The organism is Brevibacterium linens ATCC 9172, from assembly GCF_900169165.1.
GTDB lineage: Bacteria > Actinomycetota > Actinomycetes > Actinomycetales > Brevibacteriaceae > Brevibacterium > Brevibacterium linens.
The window spans coordinates 14,425-39,954 of the sequence record NZ_FXYY01000014.1; the positions used below are offsets into that span (position 1 = coordinate 14,425).

Here is a 25,530-nt window from a genome sequence, read left to right on the forward strand (position 1 = left end):
TCTGGCCCCTATCCGGGCACGGCCTCGGCGTGACGAAAGGAAACCAGTGCGCACCAAAGTGCTCAGCGCCATCGCGGCGGGCCTGTTGCTGCTCTCGGCCTGCGGGCAGGGTGATGAGTCCGAGGACTCGACCACACCTCCGCCGTCGGTGGCCGCTCAGGATGCGAAGTCGACCAGCCTCGACGACATCACCGTCGACGGCAAGATCGGGAAGAAGCCCGAGGTCAGCTTTGAGGCACCGCTGGTCATGGACAAGACCGAGAAGAAGGTGCTCGAACAGGGCACCGGCGACAAGATCGCCGACGGCGAACAGGTCACGGCACAGATGACGCTGGTCTCCGGCACGACCGGCAAAACCGTCGAATCCAGCTACGACTCGGACGCCGCGGCAGGTTTCCCCATGGACAAGTCGCAGATCTCCGAAGACCTCTACAACGCACTCATCGACGTTAAGGTCGGATCACGCGTGATGATGTCGCTCAACGGCAGTGCCCAGCAGGGCGAAGCCTCCCAGACGCTCGTCTACGTCATCGACATCGAGGACGCGAAGAAGCCGTTGACCCGCGCCGAGGGTGAGAAGGCCGATCAGTCGGACAACCCCGTGACCGTGAAGTGGGGCGACGACGGTGCCCCGTCGATCTCGAAGCCGAAAGGCAAGAAACCGACCGAGCTTGAGACCTACACGACGATCGAAGGCGACGGCGACGAGGTCAAGAAGGGTCAGAGCGTCGCCGTGAAGTACTCCGGCTGGCTCTGGGACGACACCTCGAAGACCTTCGACTCGAACTGGAAGAAGGACGGACAGCCCTTCGTCGTCGCCCCGGTCGGCGAGGCTCAGGTCATCGACGGCTGGAACGAGGGACTCGTCGGTCAGAAGGTCGGCGACCAGGTCGTCCTCGTCGTCCCGCCGGACAAGGGCTACGGCGAACAGGGCAGCGAACCGTCCATCCCGGGGGATGCGACCCTGATCTTCGTCGTCGACATCCTCTCGGCCCAGGGCTGAGACCCGATCCGATCACTCAACAGAACCGACACCAGGAGGAACACATGAGCAAGCAGAAGCCCGAAGTCGACTTCCCCGGCGGAGACGCCCCGACCGAGCTCATCATCACCGATGATGTCATCGGCACCGGCGCCGAGGCGGGACCCGGCGACACCGTGAGCGTGCACTACGTCGGAGTGGCCCATTCCACGGGCGAGGAGTTCGACGCCTCGTACAACCGCGGCACCCCGCTGGAGTTCCGTCTCGGCTCCGGAATGGTCATCTCCGGCTGGGACCAGGGCATCCAGGGTATGAAGGTCGGTGGACGCCGCACCCTGCAGATCCCGCCGCACCTGGCGTACGGCGATCAGGGCGCCGGCGGAGTCATCCAGCCCGGAGAGTCGCTCATCTTCGTCTGCGACCTCGAGAACGTGCGCTGAGCATCAGCACGATGATCAGCACGCGCTGATCCTGCCAGACGACTGTGGCCGGGTTCTTCGGACCCCGGCCACATCTGTCTTCTCTGTCTTCGCCGACACGGAGGGGGATTCTGCGGAGATGAGGCGGTGACCTGTGTTCGACGCGGTCAGCGGCGGACGAGCCCGGCGGCGCAGCGTCCCGCGGCGGCCGCGGCGAGGAACGATGCCGCATCGGCCGGCAGCTTCCTGCCCATCGTCGACAGACGCACCGGTGAGGCACGCAGCGCATCCCACAGTCCCATCAGATCGACGTCGACGAGATCATGCATCTCAAGCCGGGACAGCTGCTCGGCCACCGTCGCGGTCACGACTTCGGGATCCGGGTCCATCTCGGTTCGCTCCGCCTCGGTGAGGGTGGAGAAGTCGGGCACCGGCACGGTCATCCCCGGTCGAGCGATCTCACTCAACGGCGTCAGCGAATGATGGGAGATGCCGAAATGACGGCCGCGGGCATCGGCATTCGACATCCGCAGCAGGCCGACAGGACGCCCGTCGAGCAGGGCTGCGGCGTTGAGGTGCTCTCCGGTGACCAGACCCGAATAGCCGTACTTCGTGCCGGTGCCGAGGTTCCCGGGTCCCTGCGCGACGATGGCGATGTCGGCGTCCATCACATGCTTGGCCGCGAGCAGTCCCGTATGGACCGTCACCGCTTCGAGGTCTCCGCCCCAGGCCTGCCCGGTGCTGATCACGCCCTTAAGCCAGCCGGCCTCCTTGAGCCCGGCGACGGCCTGCGAGAACGGAGACGGCAGAGCCGCGCCGTCACTGAGCACATACGCCACCGACAGCGACGGGTCGACGGCGCGGATTCCGGCGATCGCCGCGGGCAGAGCCGAATGCAGATCGGCGACGATCACGGGCATGCCGTCGAGGTGCTCCGCCTCGGCGAGGGTGGAATGATGCTGCGATTCCTGATCGTCGACGCCGAGGACCATCGTCTGCAACGGGGAATAGCGGTCCTTGACGAGATGGCCGGGACCCTCCGGAGGATCGGTCGGCAGCGCATCGGGCAGGGCGACGATGAGCCCGAAGCCGCCGGTGCCCAGCCTCTTCGCCAGAGCCGAGACATTGACGATGACGGTGTCCTGGCTCTGCGGTTGTCCTACGGCATCGGTGTAGGCGATCGCCCGGATGGATCTCACATCGGTTCCCGGCACAGTCTCGTCCAGGTCGACGTCGAGCTCTGTGTATCCTGGCCGGGTGGAGCGAATCGCTGCGACGATTCCTTTGCGCCAATGAATCATGGTCCCAAGACTATCGCCCGGCCTAGGTTACGGTGGAATCGTGAATACACCTCGCACCAGCAGACAGAGACAGCAGACCGAACGGCTGATGAATCTGCTGATCGCCCTGCGCGCTTCCCGCGGCTGGGTGTCGCGCAAGACGCTGATGAGCGCCATCGACGGCTATTCCGGGCTCGATGAGGTCGCCTTCGATCGCAAATTCTCCCGCGACAAGGAGCTGCTGCGACACATGGGCATCACCATCGCAACGCGAGCCGAACACGATGTCTACGGTGATGCGGGGGAGACGGGGTATCGGATCTCCACCGCCGACTATGCGATGGGCGACGTCGACCTCACTCCCGCAGAGGTGGCCGCTGTGACCGTGGCCGCCGCGTTCTGGTCCGAGACCGAGCTCGGGGAGTCCTCGTCTCAGGCGCTGACGAAGCTGCGCGCACTCGGCATCGACCTCGACCAGTCCGCCGACGGGCCGGGAAACGTCGATCCGGGTACCGCCGCACACCGGCTGGCCAGCGCGAACTTCGCCACCGCCCTCCACCACATCAACGCCCGCGAAGCCATCGGCTTCCGGTATCACAAGCCCGGTCAGAGCGTGCGGAAGGTGAAGCTGGAACCCTATGCGCTGCTCAGCCGCGGCGACCGTGTCTACCTCTTCGGCTTCGACCTCGACCGCGAGGCCCGACGCACCTTCCGGCTCTCCCGCGTCGAGGGTGGGATCGCGAAGCTCAGCGGCCGCGAACCCGGAGACTATGAGATCCCCGAGGACTTCTCCCCGCAGCTGGCGCTGCAGTCGAGTTCCGAGATGGCCGTCGTCGCCGAGGCGACGCTGCACATCCGCGCTCACCGGGCCGATCCGCTGCGCCGTCGACGGATCCGCAGCGACGGCGACGAGGTGGTCATCGGCTATTCCGATGTCGATGCCCTCGCCGCCGAGATCGTCGGCTTCGGGGACGCCGTGGACGTGGTCGATCCGCCCGAACTCGTGCGCGCCGTCGACCGCAGACGCGAAACGATTCGCCGATCGCTCAACCGTTTGGGAGGCACCAGTGTCCTCAGCGCGTGAACGCCTCACCCGATTGCTCAGCCTCGTCCCGTACCTCGATGCCCATCCGGGCGCGGATCTCGAAGAGACCGCTGCCTATTTCGGCATCGACTCCGCCACCCTCATCGACGATCTTCAGCTGCTCTTCGTCACCGGTCGACCCGGCCATATGCCCGATGACCTCATCGATGCGTCGTGGGAGGGCGGGCAGATCTTCATCTCCAACGCCGAAGAGGTCTCCATGCCCGTGCGGCTCAGCGCCGAGGAGGCCGGAATCCTCGTGCTCGCTCTCGACATGCTCTCGTCCCTGCCAGGGCTCGATTCCGCGGCGGTGGCCACCGCCGCGGCCAAGTTGCGCGCAGCGGCAGGAGAGAACCTGCGCACGGCGGTCGACGTCAGCCCCATCGACGCCGACGAAGAGCTTCTGGCCGCTCTGCGAAAAGCGGTGGAAGACGGCACTGCGCTGCGGATCGACTACTATGTGGGCTCCCGTGACGAACTCACCACGCGGACCATCGCCCCGACCCGGCTGGTCCCCGGTGCTGACTGGTACGTCGATGCGTGGTGCTATTCGGCCGGAGCGCCTCGCCGTTTCGCGCTGGGTCGCATCCGGTCCTGGGAGTCGGCCGCGCATCCGCCGATGGCGGTCAGCGTTGCCACAACGAACTCCTATGAGGTCACCCTCGGCCTCGCAGCCGCGGGAGCATGGCTGGCAGATGAACTCGACGTGACGAATCGGGAGTACCTCGACGATGGAGACACGAGCGTGCGCATCCGCCTGCTCGTGCATTCTGTGGATTGGCTCAGCCGGTTCCTGCTCTGTCATGCCGATGTCATCACCGAGATCGACGACACCGAAGCCGTTGCGGGCGCCCTGAACAGGCTCGGCTGAGACGAAGACGCCGTCCGGAAGTGGATGAAAGGCTCAGCCGCAGCGCGTAGACTCTTCCACAGCATCAACAATCCAAGGAGCTCCCCATGAGACCAAGTTTCGTGCAGATCGCGATCGTGATCCTCATCATCGTGATCATCTTCGGCGCACCCAAACTGCCGCAGCTGGCCCGAAGCCTGGGACAGTCGATGAAGATCTTCAAGTCCGAGGTCAAGGATCTGCGCGGCGACGAGGACGAATCCGGCAAGAGCACCGAGCCGGGAGCGCTCAACCAGAACTCCTCGACCGATTCCTCCACGTCCGCCGGTGAGACCACCGGCACCGAGGAGTCGCGGCGAGAGAAGCAGGACCCGCAGTCTCACGAGAAGTGAAAGAGAACAGTCAGCGGAAGCCCTCTCGATCACGGAAGAACAATCCTGAGAAGAAGATGCCCGTCGTCGGGCACCTCGTCGAGTTGCGCAACCGCGTCATCATCTCCGCCAGCGCCATCGCTCTGGGTGCGGTGGCAGGCTGGTTCCTCTACGACCCCGTCCTCGACATCCTCCAAGAGCCGATCCGCACGATCCGCGACAACGGCGGACGGATGGCCGAGATCAACTTCGCCGGAGTCGCCTCACCCTTCGATCTGAAGATCAAACTCTCGTTCTTCATCGGGCTCTTCCTTTCCTGCCCGATCTGGCTCTACGAGGTCTGGGCCTTCATCGTCCCGGGGCTGAAGCGCAAGGAGAAGCTGTACTCCCTCGGTTTCCTCGGGGCAGCGATTCCGCTGTTCCTGGCGGGGTCGACGATGGCGTTCTTCGCATTGCCCAATGCCGTGACGGCTCTGACCTCGTTCACTCCCGAGGGCGGCACGAACATCATCCCGGCGCAGGACTACCTGAGCTTCGTGATGATCATCATCGTGGTCTTCGGGCTCGCCTTCGTCCTGCCAGTGCTCATGGTGGGACTGAACATGCTCGGAATCCTGTCGGCGGAGAGGATCATGAAGTCATGGCGGATCATCGTCTTGCTCGTGTTCCTGTTCGCCGCGATCGCCACCCCGACTCCGGACGCAATGTCCATGTTCTTCCTCGTCATCCCCATGATGACCCTGTTCTGCCTGGCCTGGGTGATCTGTGTGCTCAATGATCGCCGACGTAAGAAGCGCCTCATCGCGCAGGGTCTGTGGGTCGACGAGGACGAACTGACCGACGAAGAGAAGAATGACTGACCCCACACCGCTTTCGACCGAGACTCCTGCGGCGGAGTCACTGAGTCCCTCCGCCGCCTATGCCGACTTCAAGGCGCGTGCGGATTTCGCCCGCACCCCCTTGGGACAGTTCATGGAGCGCACCGAGTTCGCCCTCGACGACTTCCAGGTCGAAGCCTGCAGTCACCTGCAGGAAGGGGAGGACGTGCTGGTCACGGCGCCGACCGGCGCAGGCAAGACGCTCATCGCGGAGTTCGCCGTGGAACTGGCCCGGGGCGAGGGCAAACGGGTCTTCTACACCACGCCGATCAAGGCGCTGAGCAATCAGAAATTCAACGACCTCGCCGAGGTCCATGGGGCAGACAATGTCGGGCTGCTCACCGGTGACACGTCGATCCGCCGCGATGCGCCGATCATCGTCATGACCACCGAAGTGCTGCGCAATATGCTCTACAATGACGTGGCGGGTCTGTCGGATCTCGGCTTCGTCGTCCTCGACGAAGTTCACTACCTCGCCGACCGGTTCCGTGGGCCGGTGTGGGAAGAGGTCATCATCCATCTTCCCGACCGTGTGCAGATGGTGTCGCTGTCGGCGACGGTGTCCAATGTCGAAGAGTTCGGAGCCTGGCTGCGTGAGGTCAGAGGACCGACGACGATCGTCTCGACGAGTCACCGGCCGGTGCCGCTGGTCAACCATGTCCTGGTCGGCCACCGGATGTACGACCTATTCACGCACAGCGATTCCGACCGGATCGACCCGGCTCTCAACCACGCCACCCGCACGCACGGGGGCCCACGGTCGAAACGGGCACGTGCCACCCGGGCGCGTTTCCGCCGCCCCAGCCGCACCCAGGTGGTGGCATCACTCGCCGAGGCGGCGATGCTGCCGGCGATCATGTTCATCTTCTCCCGCAACGGCTGCGATGAAGCCGTCGAACAGTATCTGAGCACGGGCACCGACCTCAACTCCCGCGAAGAGAAGACGATCGTCAACGCCGCTCTCGAGTCGCTGCGCGATGATCTCGCCGACGAGGATCTCGGCATCCTCGGCTATCACACCTTCCGGGAAGGTCTGCTGCTCGGAGTGGCCGCGCACCATGCGGGGATGATCCCGCAGTTCAAACAGCTCGTCGAAGAGCTGTTCTCGCAGGGAATCATCAAGGTCGTCTTCGCCACCGAGACCCTGGCGTTGGGCATCAACATGCCCGCTCGCACCGTCGTGCTCGAGAAGCTCGTGAAATTCAACGGCGAAGCGCATGTGATGATCACTCCGGGGGAGTACACCCAGCTGACCGGACGTGCCGGTCGCCGCGGAATCGACCGCATCGGCCATTCCGTCGTGGTGTGGCACCCGACCATCGAGGTCAGCGAGCTGGCGGCCCTGGCGTCGAACCGTTCCTACGCGCTGAACTCGGCGTTCGGACCGACGTACAACATGACGGCGAATCTGCTGTCGCGGATGAGCTCCGAGGAAGCGGCCAAGGTGCTCGAGACCTCGTTCGCCCAGTTCCAGGCCGATAAGGCCGTGGTCGGCCTGGCGCGAAAGGTGCGCAAGAACGAAGCCACGATCGAGGCGTATGAGAAGTCGATGCACTGCGACCTGGGTGACTTCTCGGAATACGCCGGGCTGCGTCGGGCGATCTCGGACACGCAGAAGCAGGAGACCAGGACGAAATCGCGGAACAGGCAGCGCGATATCGTCGAGTCCCTCACCGCGCTCAAGATCGGCGATGTGGTGACGATGCCGGCCAAGCGGGTCGGTGGTCGCGCGGTCATCATCGCTCCGATGAGCAACAAAGACGGTGTCTCCCGACTTCCCACCGTCCTCACCGAACAGGGCAAGGTGTGGCACCTGCGCCCGCACGAGGTGACAGAACCCGTCGCCTCGCAGGGGCGAGTCCGGGTGCCGAAGAAATTCAACCATCGGCAGGCAGGCGACCGCAGGCAGCTGCTGTCCATCCTCGAGGCCGCCATTCACGATGGCCGAGTGGATTCCGAAGCCCACTGGGAATCGAGCCGACAGCATCAGGGCGAGAGCACCACAGTGGCCGAGCTCCAGGCGCAGATGCGGGCACACCCGTGCCACGACTGCCCGGATCGGGAGCTCCACGCCCGTTGGGCCAACCGCGCGGACAAGCTCATCCGGGAGAACGAATCGCTCATCGCCCGCATCGAAGGACGCACCACCTCGATCGCTCTGGTCTTCGACCGGGTCCAGGACGTGCTGCGGGGACTCGGGTTCGACCCCGAGCATTCGACGATGCTGCGTCGGATCTACGGCGAACGGGATCTTCTGGTGGCGCTGACGATCCGGGCCGGGCTGTGGGACAGACTCAATGAGCCGGAGCTCGCAGCGTTCGCATCGATCTTCGTCTTCCAATCGCGCAGAGACACCCTGACCGCGCATCGGGCGCCGAGCGCCGATCTCAAGGCCGTCTGCGATGAGTCCGAGACGATCTGGCGTCGACTCTTCCACCTGGAAGAGCAGCACGCACTGAATACGACGGACGAACCGGATCGCGGGCTGATCAGACCGATGTACCGGTGGACCGAAGGCAAAACGCTGTCGGAGTCACTGCGGGGCAGCGATATCGCCGCCGGAGACTTCGTCAGATGGGCCAAGCAGAGTCTCGATCTCCTCGGTCAGGTCGCTGAGGTCATCGACCCGCAGACCGCGGTGCGCGTGCGTCGTACGGTCGAAGCGATCCGGCGCGGAGTCGTCGCCGACTCCTGAGCGTCATCGTCTCAGCGACGGACCTTCTTGACGATGTTCTCGATATCGGAGCCGAAGGCGTTCTCCGTCGTCAGGTAGGTCCACGTCGACGACGGACGCTTCAGCCCGTGCGATTCGAGGTCGATTCCCTCCTCGGTGATCGTCGCCTCCTTGATCGTCGCCGTCGAATCGTCGATGACATCGGACCAGAAGGATGAGAAGACGCGGATCGATTCGGTGTTGAACGCTTCGTGCGGCTTCTCTCTGGCGAAGGTGCGCAGGTGGATGCCCTCTCGCAGGTCGTTGAGGAAGGCGAGGTGATCGACCCAGCGTGCGTCAAGGTGGAAGAGCATGACCTCGCGGAGAACCGAGTCGAGCAGCTCCTCCGAGTGCTCCTGCGCGATCTCATCGGCACGGTCGCCGAGTTCCTTGCGCAGCTGTTCGACGGGTTCGTCGGCCTTGCGGATCTCGGCTCGGCGTTCGAGGACGAGCTCACGCTGTTTGGCCATGAGCTCATTGAAGCGCCAGGTGTCACGATGCAGAGCGGTGTTCTGGCCTTCGGCGATGCGCTGAGCGTGTTCGACGAGGCCGAGTGCGCGCTTGGATTCGATGAGCCCGGTCTCATCACCCTCGGAGACGAAGCGTTGGATCTCGGGAACCCTGGTGACCAGTTCGTCTTCGAGGCTGGTGAAGAACACAGACGTGCCGGGATCGCCCTGACGACCCGCGCGCCCGCGCAGCTGGTCGTCGAGTCGGGATGACGGATAGCGACCGGCACCGATGACGAGGAGGCCCCCGGCCTCGGCGACGTCGTCATCGGCCAGTCGGATATCCGTGCCGCGACCGGCCATCTGCGTCGACACCGTCACGGCGCCCGGCGCGCCGGCCTTCGCGATGATCTCGGCTTCCCGGGAATCGTCCTTCGCATTGAGGACGGCGACGTCGATTCCGCGTTCGGTGAGCCGTTCGGCCAGGGACTCGCTCTCTGCCACCGATGAGGTGCCGATGAGTACGGGACGTCTGCGGGCGTGATTGTCGACGACTTCCTCGACGATCGCGCGTTCCTTCGACTCCTGATAAGTGAACAGGCGATCGGGTTCGTCGCTGCGGATCACTGGCAGATGTGTGTCGATGGGGACGATCTCCAGCCCATAGAATTCGCGCAGATCGTCACCGACGGCCAGCGCGGTGCCGGTCATACCGCACACGGTCTCATAGCCGTGGATGAGCTCTTCGACCGTCATCTGGTCGAGGATCTCCCCGCTGTCGGTGGCGTCGAGGCTCTCCTTGGCTTCGACTGCGGCCTGGAGCCCGTCGGGCCAGCGCTGGAGTTCGGCCACGCGGCCTCGGGAGGAGGAGATGAGTTTGACGCGTCCGTCGACGACGAGGTAATCGACATCGCGTTTGACCAGCGCCCGGGCGTGGAGAGCGAGATTGACGGCGGCGAGCGTCTCGGAATCCTCTTTGAAGAGTTCGACGTCGAGTTCGTCCTCGACCCTGTCGACTCCGGCATCGGTGAGTGAGACGGCATGTCGGTCGGCACTGACTTCGAAGTCGGTGTCCGGACTGAGTCGGGACACGAGCGCTGCGATCGCGGTATCGGTGTCCTGGACGCTGGCCGAACCGGCGAGGACCAGCGGCACACGTGCCTCATCGATGAGCACGGAATCGGCCTCGTCGACGATGACGACGTCGCGTTCGGGGACCCGCTGATCGGCATCCTCGGTGAGGAACCGGTCGCGGAGGACATCGAAACCGACCTCGGTCACCGACGCATAGACGACTTCGGCACGGTAGGCCCCACGTCGTTCATCGTCGGCCTGTGCGCCCGAGATCGAAGCGGATTTCACACCGAGGAGGTCGAACAGCGGTTTCATCCAATTGCGGTCTCGAACGGCGAGGTAGTCGTTGACGCTGACGACGTGCACGCGTCGTCCCTGCAGTGCGTAGCCGGCTGCCGCCAGCGCGCCGACGAGGGTCTTGCCCTCACCGGTGGCCATCTGCACGATGCTGCCCTGCAGGAGTCCGACGAGCCCTCGCAGCTGAGTGTCGTAGGCTCGTTCGTCGAGGACCCGCTTACCGGCTTCGCGTGCCAGAGCACAGTAGCGGATGAGCGTCTGCTGCTGGCTGCCCGATGCGAAGACCTCACCGGCGGCCTCCGTGAGTTCGGAATCGCTGAGTTCGGAGAATTCGCGCCCGGCCGCGTCCAGATCGTCGGCGGCGCGCTCGAACCAACCTGTCGTCTTCTCCGCATGAGAGCCGGGTCGGTTGAGCAGGCGAGAAAAGAATCCCATTGTCGTCCTTCGTCGTTGGTGCGTCGGTGTCGAGTCTAGCGTTCAGGACATGGGCCACGAACCGTCGACGACGGCCTCGGCGTTGCCCTTCTTCCGCAGCCAGGCCTGCAGTCCTGCCGCCTGTGAGCGCTTCCAATCGGCCTGTGCGGCCATGATCTCATCGTTGCTCAGCGAGGAGATTTCCGTGGACTTTTCGGCCAATGCTCGGGAAATGTCCAGAGCGGCCAGGGCGTCGGCGGCGGCATCGTGGGCGTCGAGGAGTTCGATGCGGTAGGTCTTCGCCGTCTCGATGAGCGTTCGTTTTCCCCTGCGATAGGGGTCGATCTGTTTGTCGACGACGAATGTGTCGACGATCGTCGGGATGATCGAGGCGAAATCGATGTCCGGTCGATGGCGGGCGACTTCCGCTGCCATCACACTGAGGTCGTAGACGACGTTGTGCCCGACGACGACGGCGCCTTCTTCTCGGAGTGCGGCGAATTCTGCACACAGTTCACTGACGACCTGGGCGGCGGCCGAACCGTTGGCGCGTGCGAATTCGGTGGTGATGCCGTGGACGGCACGCGCCGATTCCGGGATCTCGATGCCCGGATCCGCCAGCCATGTGCGCACCTGAGCAGGCGAGTCGACGAAGGCGGCGGTGACGATGCGGGCGGTGGCCGGTTCGACTCCGGTGGTCTCGAGGTCGAAGCCGACGAGCCGTGACTGCACCCATGAATCGGTCCCGGCCGACCGCGGCGCCGATTCGGCGGACTCGGGCGACTTGGGCTGCGCGACCGCGTCGGACTGTGCGGCCGCCTGGGAGGCGGCCTCGTGCGAGGCTGCGGCAGCGTCGGCTCCTGACACGGATTCGAGCGCACTGGTGAGGTTGTCGACGGAACGGCGGATGTTCTGTCCGTCAGCGGCGTCCACGACTGCGGCGCGGTCAAGGCCGTTCGGAACGCTGTCGAGGTCGATGCCGTGGTCGACGTCGGTCAGGCAGCGCATGACCTCGAGCGTCTTGTGCAGGGTCTCTTCGACCTCGATGATCGTTGCGGCCCGCTTCGGGCTGAGGCCACCGGTCTTCACGCCGGCTTTGGCGGCCTTGATGATCGATTCGAGGGAACCGAAGTTCTCCAGCAGGGTCGCCGCAGTCTTCTCCCCGATCCCGGGGGCTCCGGGCAGCCCGTCGGACGGGTCGCCGCGCAGAGCTGCCAGCTCACGGTAGCGGGTGCCGTCGGGCACTCCGTAGGCGTTCGGCAGACCCGCCTGGGTCAGGGCCTCCCACTCGCCGCCCTTGCGGGGGCGCAGAACACTGACATCGGCGGACGAGTCGAGCAGCGCCAGCAGGTCCCGATCGGGGGAGACGATGATCACGGGGGTCGTCGATTGGGCGGCCATCGTGGCGATGACGTCATCGGCTTCGGTTCCGGCCACCTCGGCGATGGGGATTCCGGCAGCGCTGAGGACGCGATTCATGATCGGCAGCTGCACTGCCAGCTCGGGAGGGATCTCCGTGCCGGCCTCCTCATCTTTGACGCGTGCGGCCTTGTATTCGGGCATGATCGCGGTACGGAAGGCCGGACGCCAATCGGCGTCCATCGTCGCAATGACACGATCGGTGTCGAAGCGGCGCACCATCTGGGCAACGGTGTCGAGCACCCCGCGCACGGCGTTGACCGGATGACCGTCGGCATTGACGATCGAATCCGGCACCGAATAGAAGGCGCGATAGTACAGAGCTGGCGTATCGAGCAGAACCAAGGGCTTCACATCAGGTGACGATACCCGACCCTCCTGACACAGGTGTAGCCGCCACGGCCGACGGTGTAGCCTGTCGGCTGTGACTATGTACTTTGGTGGAGATGTTTACAGCAGTGCCGACCCTTTCGCGACGGCACTGGGGCATGCGGACGGAAAGGTCTCGTTCATCGGTTCCGATGAAGCGGCCAAGGCCCTGGACCCGGAGGCGATCGACCTCGGTGAGGACTTCCTCACACCCGGATTCGTTCACGCCGGTCTGATCGTCGACGAATCAGTCCCGACGGCGGCCGATCTGTTCGCGCAGGGGTTCACGCATGTGCACGCGATCGGCAGCGCCGAGCAGATTGCGCAGTTCGCTGCCGACGCCCCGGACGGTCTGTCGATCGTCGACTACCCGCAGCTGGGCTCCGGTTCCGTCGAAGCCGGACGTGCTTCGATCTCCGCGGCCGATCTCCTCACGCTCGAGGATCTTCCGGCGCTGAGCCTGTTCATCCTCGTCGATTCGAACGACCAGCTCACCGCCGTGCTCGAGGTCCTGCGTGCCGATGCCGCTCATGCCCAGCGTCACGGTTACCGTCTGCGGCTGGACTTCGCCGTTTCGGACGAGCAGGTGCAGTCCCTCGGCCGCAGCGGAATCGCCATCACGCTCGACCCCGCGCAGCCGCAGCCCCTGGCTCAGCTGCTCTCGGCCGGGGCACAGGTGTCCTTCAGCCATTCCGAGACCTCACCCTGGGCAGGAGTGCGCAGCGCCGTCGTCGGCGACGGGGGCATCGGTGCCCGCGCTGCGTTCAACGCGGCGACCCGCTTCGCTCATCGCGCGGCCGGACACCCGGAAGGGGGAGTGCTCGCGCCCGGAGCCGATGCCGATATCGTGCGGTGGAAGGTCGACCGTCTCGTCGTCCAGGTCGCCGACCCGCGCGTCGCCGCCTGGAGCACCGATCCGCGGTCCGGGACTCCGGGACTGCCCGAGCTGTCTCCGGACGTGGCTCTGCCCACCCGGGTGGAACTCTGATCCGGACCTGCAGATGCGGGAGGGCCCGCTGACGCCTCAGCGGGGTCAGGCGTGTCCAGCCGACACACCGATAACTCGAAATTTTCGTTCTTCCGGTTGGGCCTGTGACCTGCGGTTTCAGGTATCAGCCCAGGTCACGGCGATTTTGCGAAGTCTCGATGGGCCACTAGATTCGACGTGAGCATTCCGCTTGGTGCGGGATGGAGTCGGCACTCCCGTCAATAGATAACTCGCCGCCACGGCAGCGTGGTCCGAAGGCGGGGGTGTCGACTCATTGTCTGAGGCGACGACCGCGTATCGTGGAGTGCGTGCTTTCCAAGATTCTTGTCGTCATCCCCACCTTCAACGAACGTCTCGCCCTCCCCGTGACTCTGGCCGGACTGTTCGATCAGCAGCCTGATATCGACGTTCTCATCGTCGATGACAGCTCCCCGGACGGAACGGGGGAGTGGGCCGATGAGCAGGCTGCGGCAGATCCCCGGATCAACGTCCTCCACCGCACCGAGAAGTCCGGACTCGGCATGGCCTATATCGCCGGATTCCAATGGGCGCTGGAACGCGACTACGAGATCATCTGCGAGTTCGACGCCGACGGCTCGCACCGTTCCCTCGACCTGGGGCAGCTGCTCGACGCTGCCGCGGAGGGGCGAGGAGACCTCATCATCGGATCCCGGTGGGTTCCGGGCGGAGAGATCGTCGACTGGCCCAGATCCCGGTTCTTCCTCTCCCGCGGCGCGAACGTCTATGTCAACGCGGTCATGGGATTGGGAGTCAAGGACGCAACGGCAGGATTCCGTGCCTACAGACGTCCCGTGCTCGAGGCGCTCGATCTCTCCGACGTCCAGTCGCAGGGATACTGCTTCCAGATCGACATGACCTACCGCACCGTCGAGGCCGGGTTCCGGGTCGCCGAGGTGCCCATCGTCTTCGTCGAACGCGAGCTCGGCGAATCGAAGATGAGCGGCTCGATCATCACCGAAGCGTTCACGAAGGTCGCCGGTTGGGGCCTGACTCGCCGTCGCAATCAGCTGCGTCGTCTCCTCACCCGCACCCCCTAACCCCCTCAATTACTACCTGACGGCGGCCTAGCAACCTCGCGCGAGGTTGCTAGGCCGCCGTCAGGTAGTAAGAAGGGGTGCAGGTCCGTTGACCTGCACCCCTTATGGCTCCCTGTTGCGGCTGGTTCAGCTTTGGGCCGGTACCTCACCGCGACGGATCGCGAGGCGTTCGTCGAGGAGCACCTGGAGTTCGTCGAAAGACCGGCGTTCCAGAAGCATGTCCCAGTGGGAACGCACATGCTTGACGGGATCGCCGTCGGGCTCGTTGACTCCGACGCGGACGCCGATGCCGTGCATTCCGGAATCCCAGGTCGAAGGGACTTCGGCTTCGATCGAGAACGGCACCTTGAAACGGGTCCCGTCTTCGCATTCGAATTCGACCATCTGGCGGGGTGCCGGCTCGACGCCCTCTTCGGTTTCGAGGCTGCGCGAGCCCAACTGTGTTCCGCGGAGACTGCGTTCGCTCATATCTAAGACCTTCCGACTCGACTGCACACCTTGGACGCAATGCAACAGTCTACCGTGCCCGGATATTCCTCGCCGACAGCCCCGGGGCGGCACGCGCGAATCGACGGGGAGGAAGGGGGCAGTCAACCCCGCCGATGCGCCAGAACCTCGAGGCCGAGTTCGACATCATCGGTGACGATTCCGTCGACTCCGAGGTCGAGCAGCGACTGCATCGTCGGCGCATCATTGATCGTCCAGACATGAACGAGCAGGCCCGTCCGGTGAGCTCGGGCGACGAAATCGGCAGTGACCACGGGAATCTTGTTGAACGACGCCGGCACTTGCAGCGCGTCGACTCCCGGAGGCAGGGCAGCGGCCCCGTGATCGGGGAGACCCGGCAGTCGACCGAGGGCGAACAACGCTGTCTCTGTCGTGCCTGTCGACGTGCGCACCCCAGGCAGGGCGGTGCGCAGCCGTCGCAGGGTTCCCGAGTCGAAGGACGCGAGGCGGATCCTGTCAGCGGCATGGAGACTATGCACCAACCGGATCATCGGACCGATGCTGTGAGCGGCCTTGACATCGATATTCCACTGCACCTCGGGCAGCGCGGCCAACAGAGCCTCGAGACGAGGGAGTCGGCCGCCTGCGAGTAGGTCGACCTCGTCGAGTTCGTCAGCAGGGAGTTCGCGGATGGAACTGGACATCCCGGCGATGCGGTTGAGGTCGGCGTCATGAGCGGCGAAGAGGATGCCGTCCGCGGAGGCGTGGACGTCGGTCTCCATCCACCGCACCCCGGCAGCGGCGGCCGCGGCGAATGCCTCGAGGGTGTTTTCGCTCATCCCGGGCCACAGTCCGCCTCGGTGCGCGATGATCTCTGGGTCTGCGATGACCTCCCGCTGGGAATTCATACTCCAATCCTAGTCAGGGTGTTGATTTCACCGAGGCGCTGTTCAAGGATGGAGTCATGAGCTCACACCGCGAACCCCTCGAACCCGACGATGTCATCGACGCAACCGCGAAGACTCCGACCGAACGCGCACGCCGGGTCGCCGGACGCGCGTACAGTGCAGCGAGCACCGGTGTGAGGAATGTGCGTGAAGCGACATCGACCTCTCGCCTCATCGAAGTCGGCGAGAACGGCGTCAACCGCGCATTGGGAAGTATTTCGCACGCCATCGATGACGCTGTGCGCAGCGGCAAGGTCGAACGGGCCTTCGACCGAGCACAGGAGACCGTGACGACCGGAGCCGACGGTGTCCGGAAACTGGTGACGCGCAAACCTCGTCGTCCCTGATCGGTTCCGTCCGCGAACCGGCTCGACGGATCAGCGAATCGGCAGTGGGCCGACGCTGCCCGTGAACAGAGTCTCAGCAATGTGGCACACCGAAACGGTGTGCCACATTGCTTTTGTAACAGTTCCTTAACTAGAATCTGTGGAGATAACGATCAGATAACTTGGAGCCAATCCTCAAGCGCACGGCTGCGAGAGGTCTTCCCCCTGCATCTCCGAGTTGCCGAGACACTCTGTGACGATGACGAGGAACACGACTGTGGGCAGACACTCAGCTCCGAACACCAAGAAGACCGGCTCGATCTTCTCCGCGCTGTCAGCGAAGAAGAAGACCGGACGCCACGCACCCGCCGACCGGCAGAACACCGCCGGGGGAGTGCTGGCAGCGGTCCGCACCCGCCCGGTGCTCTCCGCGTTCATCGTGCCGACCGCCGCAACGGCAGCCGTCGTCGCCTCGAGCCTCGCAATGGTTCCCAACGACTCTTCCACGAGCGGCCAGGTCGTGGCCGAAGCGCCGGCCGTCGCCGTCTCCGAGCCGACGCAGGCCACCGACGAATTCCTCGCCAAAGCGAAGAAACAGGCCAAGGAGAAGCCGGCAGAGGTCACGATCGACACTCATATCGAGACGCCGAGCCCCAAGCCGTCGAAGACTGCCGAGACGAAGGACGAAGGATCGCCCGGTGGCGGAGAGACGTCCGGTGGCGGGGAATCCTCTGGCGACGAGGGATCGTCCGGCGGAGCCGCGGACGAGAACGACGGACCGTCGAATTCCGGGAAGTCGACCGGCGTATCGGGCAGCTGCCCGATGTCCTACTACGGCGGCGGTGACGGATTCGACGGCAGGCAGACTGCCAACGGCGAGATCTTCGATGCCAATAAGCTCACCGCCGCCCACAAGACTCTGCCGTTCGGCTCCAAGGTGAAGATCACGAACACCGCCAATGGCAAGTCCGTGACCGTGCGCGTCAACGATCGCGGTCCGTACCACGGCAGCCGCTGCTTCGACCTGTCGAAGGCCGCCATGGAGGCAGTCGGCGGCGTCGGCGCCGGACAGATCAACGGCAAGTACGAAGTGCAGTGACGCCGTCTGCGGCAGCCGCTGATTGCGGAATCCGCAGGTTCAGCGACGCAAATGCGAGTTTCGAACTTTTCGACCCTATAGGCAAAGGTAATCAGTCGCTGATTCGAGCCTAGGGCTACGGATTGCTCTGTCGCTGCGAAATTCGTATTCGTCTCTTCGACCTTGGTTTTCGACTGTGGGGTAGCTAACCTGAAGCCACCATCACACAGTCTGTCGAGGAGTTCCACGTGTCCGAAGTAGCTCGTGACGTCGTCATCATCGGAGCAGGTCCATCGGGCCTGAGCGCGGCCCGTCGGCTGCGGAAGTCCGGACGCAGCGTCATCGTCCTCGAAGCTCGTGATCGTGTGGGCGGACGTACCTGGACCGAACACATCGACGGGCAGATGTTCGAACTCGGCGGACAGTGGGTCTCTCCAGATCAGACCGCGCTGCTGGCTCTCCTCGACGAACTCGGCAAAGAGACCTACCCCCGCTACCGCGACGGCGACAGCGTCTACATCGCACCCGACGGAGCCCGCACCGTCTACTCGGGCGAGATGTTCCCCGTGGGGGAGTCGACCCAGGCCGAGATGGAACGTCTCATCGGCCTCCTCGACGAGCTCGCCGCCCGAATCGGACCGAAGACCCCCTGGGATGCCGAGGACGCTGCCGAACTCGACTCGATCTCCTTCCACCACTGGCTGCGAGAGCAGTCCGAGGACGAACTCGCCTGCGAGAACATCGGACTGTTCGTCGCCGGCGGCATGCTGACCAAGCCCGCCACCACCTTCTCAACGCTCCAGGCCATCCTCATGGCCGCCTCGGCGGGATCATTCTCGAACCTCGTCGACGATCATTTCATCCTCGATCGTCGCGTCGTCGGCGGAATGCAGTCGGTCTCCGTGCAGATGGCCGAGCAACTCGGCGGGGACATCGTGCGCTTGCAGCAGCCGGTCCGCCGGATCGAATGGTCGGAGACCGGAGTCCACGTCTCGACCGACGATCTGAGCGTCAGCGCAGACCAGGCGATCGTCGCCGTTCCGCCGAACCTCTACTCGCGCATCAGCTACGACCCACCTCTGCCTCGGCTCCAGCAGATCTTCCACCAACACCAGTCCATGGGGCTCGTCATCAAGGTCCATGCCACCTACGACACTCCGTTCTGGCGCGAGGACGGACTGTGCGGAACCGGGTTCGGTGCCTCCCGTCTCGTGCAGGAGGTCTACGACAACACGAACCACGGCGAAGAGCAGGGCACCCTCGTCGGGTTCATCTCCGATGTCAACGCCGACGCCATGTGGGCCCTGGACGAGGAGACCCGCCGGGCGACGATCCTCGAGGCGCTGGCCGAATTCCTCGGCCCGAAGGCTCTCGACCCGCGCGTGTTCTACCTCTCCGACTTCGGTGCGGAGGAATGGACCCGCGGTGCCTATGCGACCAGCTACGACCTCGGCGGTCTGCACCGGTGGGGGCCGTTCCAGAACGACCCGGTCGGACCGATCCACTTCGCCAGCTCCGATATCGCCGCCGAAGGCTACCAGCACGTCGACGGAGCCGTGCGCATCGGCACCGCCACCGCCGAGAGGATCCTCGGCGAGATCTCCTGACCATGAGCAGCACACAGCCGTCACCGTCGACGAACACGAGCGGACTGAGCGCCAAGGGACTCTCCGCCGGCAAGATCGGAGCCATCGGGGGAGCCGTCATCGGCATCTCCTGCATCGCCCCGGCCTACACGCTGACCTCCGGATTGGGCCCGACGATCTCCGAAGTCGGGGTGCACACCCCGGCCGTGCTGCTCATCGGCTTCGTGCCGATGCTCCTGGTCGTCTTCGGCTACCGGGAACTGAACACGGCGATGCCGGACTCGGGAACCACCTTCACCTGGGCGACCAGAGCATTCGGGCCCTGGCTCGGATGGATGGGCGGCTGGGGACTCGTCGCTGCCACCGTCCTCGTGCTGTCCAATCTCGCGGCCGTGGCCGTCGACTTCCTCTTCCTCCTCCTGTCGCAGGTGTTCTCCGATCCGTCCATCGCCGAACTCACACGGGTTCTGTGGATCAACATCCCCGTCACGATCATTCTCACCGCCGCCGCAGCCTGGGTGTCGTATCGGGGAGTCGAAGCCACGGAGAAGCTGCAGGTGTGGCTGGTCGCCTTCCAAGTCCTGGCGCTGGGATGGTTCGTCATCGCCGCGATCGTGCAGGTGGCGAACGGCACCGCCTTCGACCCGACCCCGGTCTCACTCGATTGGTTCAACCCGCTGTCGGCCGGCGACTTCTCCACCGTCGCGGCAGCGGTGTCACTGTCGATCTTCCTCTTCTGGGGCTGGGACACGGTGATCACGATGAACGAGGAGGCGAAGGATCCGGAGAAGACCCCGGGCCGGGCCGCCATGCTCACGATCATCGCGATCGTCATCATCTACATCGCCTGCACGATCGCGGTCATCTCGTTCGCCGGCATCGGCACCGAGGGGCTCGGGGCAGGCAATCCGGACAACCAGGAATCGATCTTCGCCTCACTCGCCGGCCCTGTCATGGGTCCCTTCGCGGTTCTCGTATCCATTGCGGTGCTCTCCTCGTCTCTGTCGTCGCTGCAGGCGACGATGGTCTCGCCCTCTCGGACGATCCTGGCGATGGGCCACTACGGAGCGCTGCCGGAGAAGTACGGCCGCGTCTCCCCGCGGTACAAATCGCCGTCCGTGGCCACCGTCACCTCGGCGGGAGCGGCGATCATCTTCTACGTCGTCATGCGTCTGCTGTCGGAGAACGCCCTGTGGGACACGATCACCGCTCTGGGACTCATGGTCTGCTTCTACTACGGCATCACGGGTCTGGCCTGCATCTGGTATTTCCGCCGCAGCCTGTTCGCCTCGACCCGCACGTTCTTCTTCCGGTTCCTGTTCCCGCTCATCGGCGGAGTGACCCTGCTGGTCATCTTCGTCACCACCGCGATCGACTCCCTCGATCCCGACTACGGATCGGGGTCGTCCGTCTTCGGCATCGGACTCGTCTTCGTCCTCGGCATCGGAGTGCTGGCCCTGGGCGTGGTCATCATGATCATCCAATCTCTCCGCCATCCCGACTTCTTCCGCGGACGCACCCTGAAACAGGGAGTCGACGAGGGGTGAATGAGCAACTGGTGGCTCTGCGCCGAGTCCGGGACCGCATCGACCGCGAGTTCGACCAGCCCTTGAGTGTGGAGGCCCTGGCCGCAGGCGTGCACATGTCCGCCGGGCACCTCAGCCGTCAGTTCAGAGCGGCCTTCGGCGAATCGCCGTATTCGTATCTCATGACGCGCAGGATCGAACGCGCCATGGCCCTCATCCGTCGCGGTGATCTCACGATCACCGAGATCTGCTTCACCGTCGGCTTCTCCTCCCTGGGCACCTTCAGCACCCGCTTCAGTGAACTCGTCGGACTCTCACCGACGCGCTACCGCGACGGTGTCGCCGCAGGCGAGCACCGGCTTCCGACGATCGTGGTGAAGAATGCCCTGCGACCGGTCAGGAATCGAGAAGTCCCACCTGACTGAGCAGTCTACGATTGCTGACATGGACATCTCGATCAACGCCAGCTTCCTGCAGCACATCGATGCGGACGAATCCCTGACCTTCTACCGTGACATCCTCGGCTTCGAGCTGCGCCTCGACGTCGGTGCCGGACGCATGCGCTGGCTGACGGTGGGACCGGTCGGCCAGCCCGACACATCGATCGTGCTCACCCCGCCCGTGACCGACCCGACGATCAGCGACACCGAACGGGAGACCATCGAAGGTCTCATCGCCAAGGGCAGCTATGCCGCGATCGTGCTGGCGAGCCCGAACGTCGATGAGGCCTTCGCCGAGGTGGAGGCCAAGGGTGGCGATATCGTGCAGGAACCGATGGACCAGCCCTATGGTCTGCGCGACTGTGCCCTGCGGGATCCCGCCGGAAACATGATCCGCATCCAGCAGAGAGGCTGAGACCTGTGCACACCGCAGACAGCCATGACCTCATCCGCGTCAGCGGAGCCCGGGAGAACAATCTCAAGAACTTAAGCGTCGAGATCCCCAAACGTCGCCTGACGGTCTTCACCGGCGTTTCCGGTTCCGGCAAGAGTTCGCTGGTCTTCCACACCATCGCCGCCGAGTCCCAGCGGATGATCAATGAGACCTATTCCGCGTTCGTCCAAGGCTTCATGCCTGCGATGGCCCGACCCGAAGTCGATGTCCTCGAAGGACTGACGACGGCCATCCTCGTCGATCAGGAGCGGATCGGAGCGAACCCGCGATCCACCGTGGGTACGGTCTCGGACATCAATGCGAAGCTGCGCACCCTCTTCGCTCGTCTGGCAGAACCGAACCTCGGGTCGACCAACGCCTACTCCTTCAACGTGGCCACGCTGAGCGGGAAAGGCGCGGTGAGTATCGACAAGGGCGAGGGCGAGCAGGTCGAACGCAGGTCCTTCTCCGTCAACGGCGGAATGTGCCCGCAATGCGAGGGAATGGGCACCGCGACGGACATCTCCATCGCCGAGGTGGTCGATGAGTCGAAATCCTTGAACGACGGAGCCATCACGGTCCCCGGGTACAAACCCGGCGGTTGGTCCGTGCGCATGTTCTCCGAATCCGGCTACTTCGACCCGGACAAACCCATCGCCGACTTCGATGAGAAGGAGCGACACTACCTTCTCTACGCCGAAGGCGAGAAGGTCAGGATCAACGGCACGAACATCACCTTCGACGGGCTGATCCCGCGGATCCAACGGTCGTTCCTGTCCAAGGATCGTGACTCGATGCAGAAGCACATCCGGGAATTCGTGAACCGGGCCGTCGTCTTCACCACCTGTCCCGACTGCGAGGGCACTCGTCTCAATGCGGCCGCGCGGTCCTCCCTGATCGCCGGTCGGTCCATCGCCGATGTGTGTGCCCTGCAGATCTCGGACATCACGAAATGGCTCGATCAGATCACGCCGGGGGCCGCCTCGGCGCTGCTGAAGTCACTGCGTGCGGACGTGCGCGCCTTCAACGACATCGGCCTCGGATATCTGTCCCTGGACCGATCGGCGGGATCGCTGTCCGGGGGAGAGGCGCAGCGGATCAAACTGGTCCGCCACCTGGGCTCGTCGCTCACGGACGTCACCTATGTCTTCGACGAACCGACGATCGGCCTGCATCCGCACGACATCCGAGCGATGAACGACCTGCTGCTGGCGCTGCGGGACAAAGGCAACACGGTCCTCGTCGTCGAACACAAGCCCGAGACGATCCTCATCGCCGACCACATCGTCGACCTCGGTCCCGGCGCGGGCAGTACCGGGGGAGAGGTCACCTTCACCGGCACCGTCGACGGTCTCCGGGAATCGGATACTCTCACCGGTCGCCACCTCGGATACCGCACTCAAGGACACGGTGCGGGAGTCGGCGGGGGCACTGGAGATCCGGGGTGCCGGATCGCACAATCTGCGCGACGTCGATGTCGATGTGCCCCTCGGCGTGCTCACCGTCGTCACCGGAGTCGCCGGTTCGGGCAAGAGCAGCCTCATCGAAGGGTCCCTGCGGGGGCGCGATGGAGTCGTGATGATCGATCAGGCGCCGATCAAGGGATCCCGGCGCAGCAACCCGGCCACGTATACGGGGATGCTCGAGCCCATCCGGAAGGCGTTCGCGAAGGCCAATGGGGTCAGACCCGCCCTGTTCAGCGCGAATTCCGAAGGCGCGTGCCCGGTGTGCAACGGCGCCGGGATCATCTATTCGGATATGGCGCTCATGGGCGGTGTGTCGGCACCGTGCGACGAGTGTGAGGGCAAGGGGTTCCAAGCCGAGGTGCTCGAATTCACCTTGGGCGGACTGAATATCCGTGAGGTCCTCGACCTGCCGGTGGATTCGGCTATCGCGCATTTCGGTGCGGGGGAGTCGCGCATTCCGGCGGTCGTGAAGATTCTGAAGATCCTCGCCGAGGTGCGACTCGGCTATGTCAGTCTCGGCCAGCCGCTGACGACGCTGTCCGGGGGAGAGCGTCAGAGACTGAAACTGGCGGTGCACTTGTCGGCGAAGGTCGCCGAGGCGGCGCAGGTGATCATCCTCGATGAACCGACGACCGGACTGCACCTGGCAGATGTCGAGAACCTGCTGCGTCTGCTCGACGGACTTGTCGACTCAGGTCGGACCGTCATCGTCATCGAACACCACCAGGCCGTGATGGCTCATGCCGATCACATCATCGACCTCGGACCCGGTGCCGGACACGACGGAGGTTCCATCGTGTTCGAAGGCAGCCCAGCCGACCTGGTCGCAGGAGAGAAGACGAACGGTTCGCTGACCGCCGAACATCTGGCCGCATATGTGAATGCCTGACCGGCCTGACCGGGGGAGCCGCTGCTTTTCACACTTCGCTCAGAGAGCGCGGAGGCGATTCGGATGCTGATTTCACGGTCTCGGGTTCAAATGCGGCAGTTGATTCGTTACGGTGTATAACGGCTTGGTAACGACCGGGTTACAGAGCCGAAATGCAGTCGTACTTTGGAGAAGACACAGTGAACCTCTACAGCACAAGCCTCCGCAAGGCCGCCCTGCTCGTCGGCGCCGGCGCTGTCGCAGCCGCCGGGCTGACCGGAATGAGCGCAACGCAGCCGGCACAGGCATCTGAGAAGGGCGTCTGGGACAAGGTCGCCGAATGCGAATCCGGCGGTGACTGGCACATCAACACCGGAAACGGATACTACGGCGGACTGCAGTTCTCCAAGCAGACCTGGAATGCCTTCGGCGGTTCGGGCACTGCGGACGAGCACAGCAAGGAGTGGCAGATCCACATCGCTCAGAAGGTGCTCGAGGAACAGGGTCCGGGCGCATGGCCGGTCTGCGGCGAGAAGGCCGGACTGACGAAGTCCAACGGTGCCGCCGATGACGGCGACGGGTCCGGCGACGACGGCGGTTCGAGCGACAGCGGCAAGGTCGGACTCGGCGGAAATGTCATCGTCGGCAGCTGATCCCGCGCAATGATCTGACGATCAACGATCTGCAGGCGCGAACACGTGCGCTGTGATCGTGATCAGAAAATGCCCCTGAGTGACCCACGCGTCGCTCACGGGCATTTTCTGTCGGTGATCCGGCTCTGGATATAACGCCGATAATATACATTATGTTAAGTACAGACATGGAGCCGCTCCCCGGGGTGCCCGGATACAGTTGAATTCGACGGTTCGCGTTGGGATCCGTCAGTCCGACACGAGGAGGCGGAATGGCGACGAGGCAGCCGGCGATGTGACCGACCGGTGAAGGCGTTGGCGAGGTTCTCGACCGTGCCCGCGGTCCCAGGCGCGCCGAGGCCGATCGCCTGTGCGAGATCTTCGCAGGGATCTCCGGCGAAGTGCCTGTGGTGTGGGCTTCGCGCATCATCGGGTTCGGTGAGGTCGAGCATCGCTATGAGTCTGGACATGGCGGCACAGTGCCGGTGCTCGCCTACTCCCCTGTTGCGCGCCAACACGATCTATCTCACCGCGACTATGAAGAGCGCGGGCCGAATGGGGCGGATGCTAGTCTGTACTGAACAGTAACTCAGCTCACAGCAGAGGTGCACCCATGAACGCAGACACTACAGCCGCGCAGATCGCCGACTCGGCACCCACCTTCAAGCTCTGGAAGAAGATGCAGGAGATGCCGCTGGGCGGTCGCGTGGGCTCCTGGCTGTTCTCTCAGGCCATCTCCTTCAAGGCACCCTATTTCCGCACCGTGCGACCGCAGATCAGAGAGCTGCGCCCGGGGCTGTGCCGCGTCACTGCACCGAATCGTCGCGGAATGCACAACCACATCGGCACCTATCATGCGATCGCATCGTGCAATATGGCCGAGGTCGCCGCCGGTGTCATGACCGAAGCGACCGTGCCGCCCACACACCGCTGGATCCCTGCGGGAATGACCGTGGAGTACAACGCCAAGGCCAGCAAGGGAGAGATCACGGCCGTCACCCGCCTTGAGGCGATCCCTGAATTCGGCGACGAGAAGTTCGACATGGTCGTCCCCGTCGACGTCATCGACGCTGAGGGCACCGCATTCGTCACGGCACGCATCACCATGTACATCTCACCGAAGAAGCGCTGAGCCA

At 64.3% G+C, this 25,530-nt stretch carries 22 protein-coding genes and 1 pseudogene; 18 read left to right on the forward strand and 5 right to left on the reverse strand.

Features of this window, described 5'->3' with window-relative positions; translation table 11 throughout:
• Window positions 1–46: 46 nt before the first annotated feature.
• Together BLIN9172_RS11375 and BLIN9172_RS11380 are read left to right on the forward strand one after the other, a co-directional pair.
• Window positions 47–1,003: an FKBP-type peptidyl-prolyl cis-trans isomerase gene (locus tag BLIN9172_RS11375; RefSeq protein WP_231488560.1), complete on the forward strand. Its 957-nt coding sequence runs from the start codon at window positions 47–49 to the stop codon at window positions 1,001–1,003.
• A 44-nt stretch (window positions 1,004–1,047) separates the two neighbouring features.
• The gene (locus BLIN9172_RS11380; RefSeq protein WP_025778366.1) at window positions 1,048–1,422 is read left to right on the forward strand and encodes an FKBP-type peptidyl-prolyl cis-trans isomerase; all 375 of its coding nucleotides are present in this window, start codon (window positions 1,048–1,050) and stop codon (window positions 1,420–1,422) included.
• Between the two features lie 146 nt (window positions 1,423–1,568).
• Here the strand turns inward: BLIN9172_RS11380 and BLIN9172_RS11385 are convergent, their stop codons facing one another.
• A complete protein-coding gene (locus tag BLIN9172_RS11385) occupies window positions 1,569–2,702 on the reverse strand; it encodes a DUF3866 family protein (protein WP_101555197.1) in 1,134 nt (377 codons plus the stop codon).
• 40 nt (window positions 2,703–2,742) lie between these two features.
• Between BLIN9172_RS11385 and BLIN9172_RS11390 the strand changes: the two genes are divergently transcribed.
• The 5 genes from BLIN9172_RS11390 to BLIN9172_RS11410 all read left to right on the forward strand — a co-directional run bounded on the left by BLIN9172_RS11390 (window position 2,743) and on the right by BLIN9172_RS11410 (window position 8,559).
• On the forward strand, window positions 2,743–3,765 hold the full coding sequence (locus BLIN9172_RS11390) for a helix-turn-helix transcriptional regulator (RefSeq protein ID WP_231488558.1): 1,023 nt from the start codon (window positions 2,743–2,745) through the stop codon (window positions 3,763–3,765).
• A complete protein-coding gene (locus BLIN9172_RS11395) occupies window positions 3,749–4,636 on the forward strand; it encodes a WYL domain-containing transcriptional regulator (protein ID WP_101555198.1) in 888 nt (295 codons plus the stop codon). Before BLIN9172_RS11390 ends, BLIN9172_RS11395 begins: the two co-directional genes overlap by 17 nt.
• Before the next feature lie 86 nt (window positions 4,637–4,722).
• Entirely contained in the window at window positions 4,723–5,007 is a 285-nt protein-coding gene (tatA, locus tag BLIN9172_RS11400) for a twin-arginine translocase TatA/TatE family subunit (protein ID WP_025778362.1), read from the forward strand.
• Window positions 5,004–5,846, forward strand: coding sequence for a twin-arginine translocase subunit TatC (tatC, locus tag BLIN9172_RS11405; RefSeq protein WP_308297778.1), 843 nt, complete (start codon window positions 5,004–5,006; stop codon window positions 5,844–5,846). The genes tatA and tatC overlap by 4 nt, the downstream gene beginning before the upstream one ends.
• Window positions 5,839–8,559, forward strand: coding sequence for a DEAD/DEAH box helicase (locus BLIN9172_RS11410; RefSeq protein ID WP_101555199.1), 2,721 nt, complete (start codon window positions 5,839–5,841; stop codon window positions 8,557–8,559). Before tatC ends, BLIN9172_RS11410 begins: the two co-directional genes overlap by 8 nt.
• An 11-nt stretch (window positions 8,560–8,570) precedes the next feature.
• On the opposite strand, the gene secA2 is transcribed toward BLIN9172_RS11410, so the two are convergent.
• Entirely contained in the window at window positions 8,571–10,832 is a 2,262-nt protein-coding gene (gene secA2, locus BLIN9172_RS11415; protein WP_101555200.1) for an accessory Sec system translocase SecA2, read from the reverse strand.
• 42 nt (window positions 10,833–10,874) lie between these two features.
• Complete coding sequence (locus BLIN9172_RS11420) at window positions 10,875–12,584, reverse strand: 5'-3' exonuclease H3TH domain-containing protein (protein ID WP_240812060.1); 1,710 nt, start codon at window positions 12,582–12,584, stop codon at window positions 10,875–10,877.
• A gap of 76 nt (window positions 12,585–12,660) precedes the next feature.
• Between BLIN9172_RS11420 and BLIN9172_RS11425 the strand changes: the two genes are divergently transcribed.
• Both BLIN9172_RS11425 and BLIN9172_RS11430 read left to right on the forward strand, forming a co-directional pair.
• Window positions 12,661–13,587 (forward strand): amidohydrolase family protein, encoded by a 927-nt coding sequence (locus BLIN9172_RS11425; protein ID WP_101555202.1) that lies wholly within the window; start codon window positions 12,661–12,663, stop codon window positions 13,585–13,587.
• 308 nt (window positions 13,588–13,895) lie between these two features.
• Window positions 13,896–14,645 carry a polyprenol monophosphomannose synthase gene (locus BLIN9172_RS11430; protein ID WP_240812061.1) on the forward strand — a complete coding sequence of 250 codons (750 nt, stop codon included), beginning with the start codon at window positions 13,896–13,898 and terminating at the stop codon, window positions 14,643–14,645.
• 126 nt (window positions 14,646–14,771) lie between these two features.
• On the opposite strand, the gene BLIN9172_RS11435 is transcribed toward BLIN9172_RS11430, so the two are convergent.
• Together BLIN9172_RS11435 and BLIN9172_RS11440 are read right to left on the reverse strand one after the other, a co-directional pair.
• Window positions 14,772–15,113: an RNA polymerase-binding protein RbpA gene (locus tag BLIN9172_RS11435; protein ID WP_025778355.1), complete on the reverse strand. Its 342-nt coding sequence runs from the start codon at window positions 15,111–15,113 to the stop codon at window positions 14,772–14,774.
• A gap of 122 nt (window positions 15,114–15,235) precedes the next feature.
• Window positions 15,236–16,000 carry a glycerophosphodiester phosphodiesterase family protein gene (locus BLIN9172_RS11440; protein WP_101555204.1) on the reverse strand — a complete coding sequence of 255 codons (765 nt, stop codon included), beginning with the start codon at window positions 15,998–16,000 and terminating at the stop codon, window positions 15,236–15,238.
• A 56-nt stretch (window positions 16,001–16,056) separates the two neighbouring features.
• Here BLIN9172_RS11440 and BLIN9172_RS11445 point away from each other — a divergent pair, with 56 nt between their 5' ends.
• From BLIN9172_RS11445 to BLIN9172_RS11485, 9 genes and pseudogenes are all read left to right on the forward strand, one after another.
• The gene (locus BLIN9172_RS11445; protein ID WP_025778353.1) at window positions 16,057–16,386 is read left to right on the forward strand and encodes a hypothetical protein; all 330 of its coding nucleotides are present in this window, start codon (window positions 16,057–16,059) and stop codon (window positions 16,384–16,386) included.
• 238 nt (window positions 16,387–16,624) lie between these two features.
• Complete coding sequence (locus tag BLIN9172_RS18755; RefSeq protein WP_101555205.1) at window positions 16,625–17,464, forward strand: septal ring lytic transglycosylase RlpA family protein; 840 nt, start codon at window positions 16,625–16,627, stop codon at window positions 17,462–17,464.
• Window positions 17,465–17,664: 200 nt separating this feature from the next.
• Entirely contained in the window at window positions 17,665–19,050 is a 1,386-nt protein-coding gene (locus tag BLIN9172_RS11455; RefSeq protein ID WP_338077668.1) for a flavin monoamine oxidase family protein, read from the forward strand.
• Between the two features lie 2 nt (window positions 19,051–19,052).
• Entirely contained in the window at window positions 19,053–20,576 is a 1,524-nt protein-coding gene (locus tag BLIN9172_RS11460; RefSeq protein ID WP_101555207.1) for an APC family permease, read from the forward strand.
• Window positions 20,573–20,980 carry a helix-turn-helix transcriptional regulator gene (locus BLIN9172_RS11465; RefSeq protein WP_101555208.1) on the forward strand — a complete coding sequence of 136 codons (408 nt, stop codon included), beginning with the start codon at window positions 20,573–20,575 and terminating at the stop codon, window positions 20,978–20,980. The genes BLIN9172_RS11460 and BLIN9172_RS11465 overlap by 4 nt, the downstream gene beginning before the upstream one ends.
• A 19-nt stretch (window positions 20,981–20,999) precedes the next feature.
• Window positions 21,000–21,410, forward strand: coding sequence for a VOC family protein (locus BLIN9172_RS11470; RefSeq protein ID WP_101555209.1), 411 nt, complete (start codon window positions 21,000–21,002; stop codon window positions 21,408–21,410).
• Window positions 21,407–23,783: pseudogene (locus BLIN9172_RS11475) on the forward strand (ATP-binding cassette domain-containing protein). The gene BLIN9172_RS11470 and the pseudogene BLIN9172_RS11475 overlap by 4 nt, the downstream one beginning before the upstream one ends.
• A gap of 179 nt (window positions 23,784–23,962) precedes the next feature.
• The gene (locus BLIN9172_RS11480; RefSeq protein ID WP_276608158.1) at window positions 23,963–24,415 is read left to right on the forward strand and encodes a transglycosylase family protein; all 453 of its coding nucleotides are present in this window, start codon (window positions 23,963–23,965) and stop codon (window positions 24,413–24,415) included.
• Window positions 24,416–25,007: 592 nt separating this feature from the next.
• Window positions 25,008–25,526, forward strand: coding sequence for a hotdog fold domain-containing protein (locus tag BLIN9172_RS11485; protein WP_101555211.1), 519 nt, complete (start codon window positions 25,008–25,010; stop codon window positions 25,524–25,526).
• Window positions 25,527–25,530 lie beyond the last annotated feature (4 nt).

Bases quoted from the DNA above. Each gene is read 5' to 3' on its own strand.
- BLIN9172_RS11410 (WP_101555199.1), top strand. From the start codon at position 5,839: ATGACTGACCCCACACCGCTTTCGACCGAGACTCCTGCGGCGGAGTCA.
- BLIN9172_RS11460 (WP_101555207.1), top strand. From the start codon at position 19,053: ATGAGCAGCACACAGCCGTCACCGTCGACGAACACGAGCGGACTGAGC.
- BLIN9172_RS11385 (WP_101555197.1), bottom strand. From the start codon at position 2,702: ATGATTCATTGGCGCAAAGGAATCGTCGCAGCGATTCGCTCCACCCGG.
- BLIN9172_RS18755 (WP_101555205.1), top strand. From the start codon at position 16,625: ATGACGAGGAACACGACTGTGGGCAGACACTCAGCTCCGAACACCAAG.
- secA2 (WP_101555200.1), bottom strand. From the start codon at position 10,832: ATGGGATTCTTTTCTCGCCTGCTCAACCGACCCGGCTCTCATGCGGAG.
- BLIN9172_RS11440 (WP_101555204.1), bottom strand. From the start codon at position 16,000: ATGAATTCCCAGCGGGAGGTCATCGCAGACCCAGAGATCATCGCGCAC.
- BLIN9172_RS11435 (WP_025778355.1), bottom strand. From the start codon at position 15,113: ATGAGCGAACGCAGTCTCCGCGGAACACAGTTGGGCTCGCGCAGCCTC.
- tatA (WP_025778362.1), top strand. From the start codon at position 4,723: ATGAGACCAAGTTTCGTGCAGATCGCGATCGTGATCCTCATCATCGTG.
- BLIN9172_RS11485 (WP_101555211.1), top strand. From the start codon at position 25,008: ATGAACGCAGACACTACAGCCGCGCAGATCGCCGACTCGGCACCCACC.
- BLIN9172_RS11470 (WP_101555209.1), top strand. From the start codon at position 21,000: ATGGACATCTCGATCAACGCCAGCTTCCTGCAGCACATCGATGCGGAC.
- BLIN9172_RS11425 (WP_101555202.1), top strand. From the start codon at position 12,661: ATGTACTTTGGTGGAGATGTTTACAGCAGTGCCGACCCTTTCGCGACG.
- BLIN9172_RS11445 (WP_025778353.1), top strand. From the start codon at position 16,057: ATGAGCTCACACCGCGAACCCCTCGAACCCGACGATGTCATCGACGCA.
- BLIN9172_RS11380 (WP_025778366.1), top strand. From the start codon at position 1,048: ATGAGCAAGCAGAAGCCCGAAGTCGACTTCCCCGGCGGAGACGCCCCG.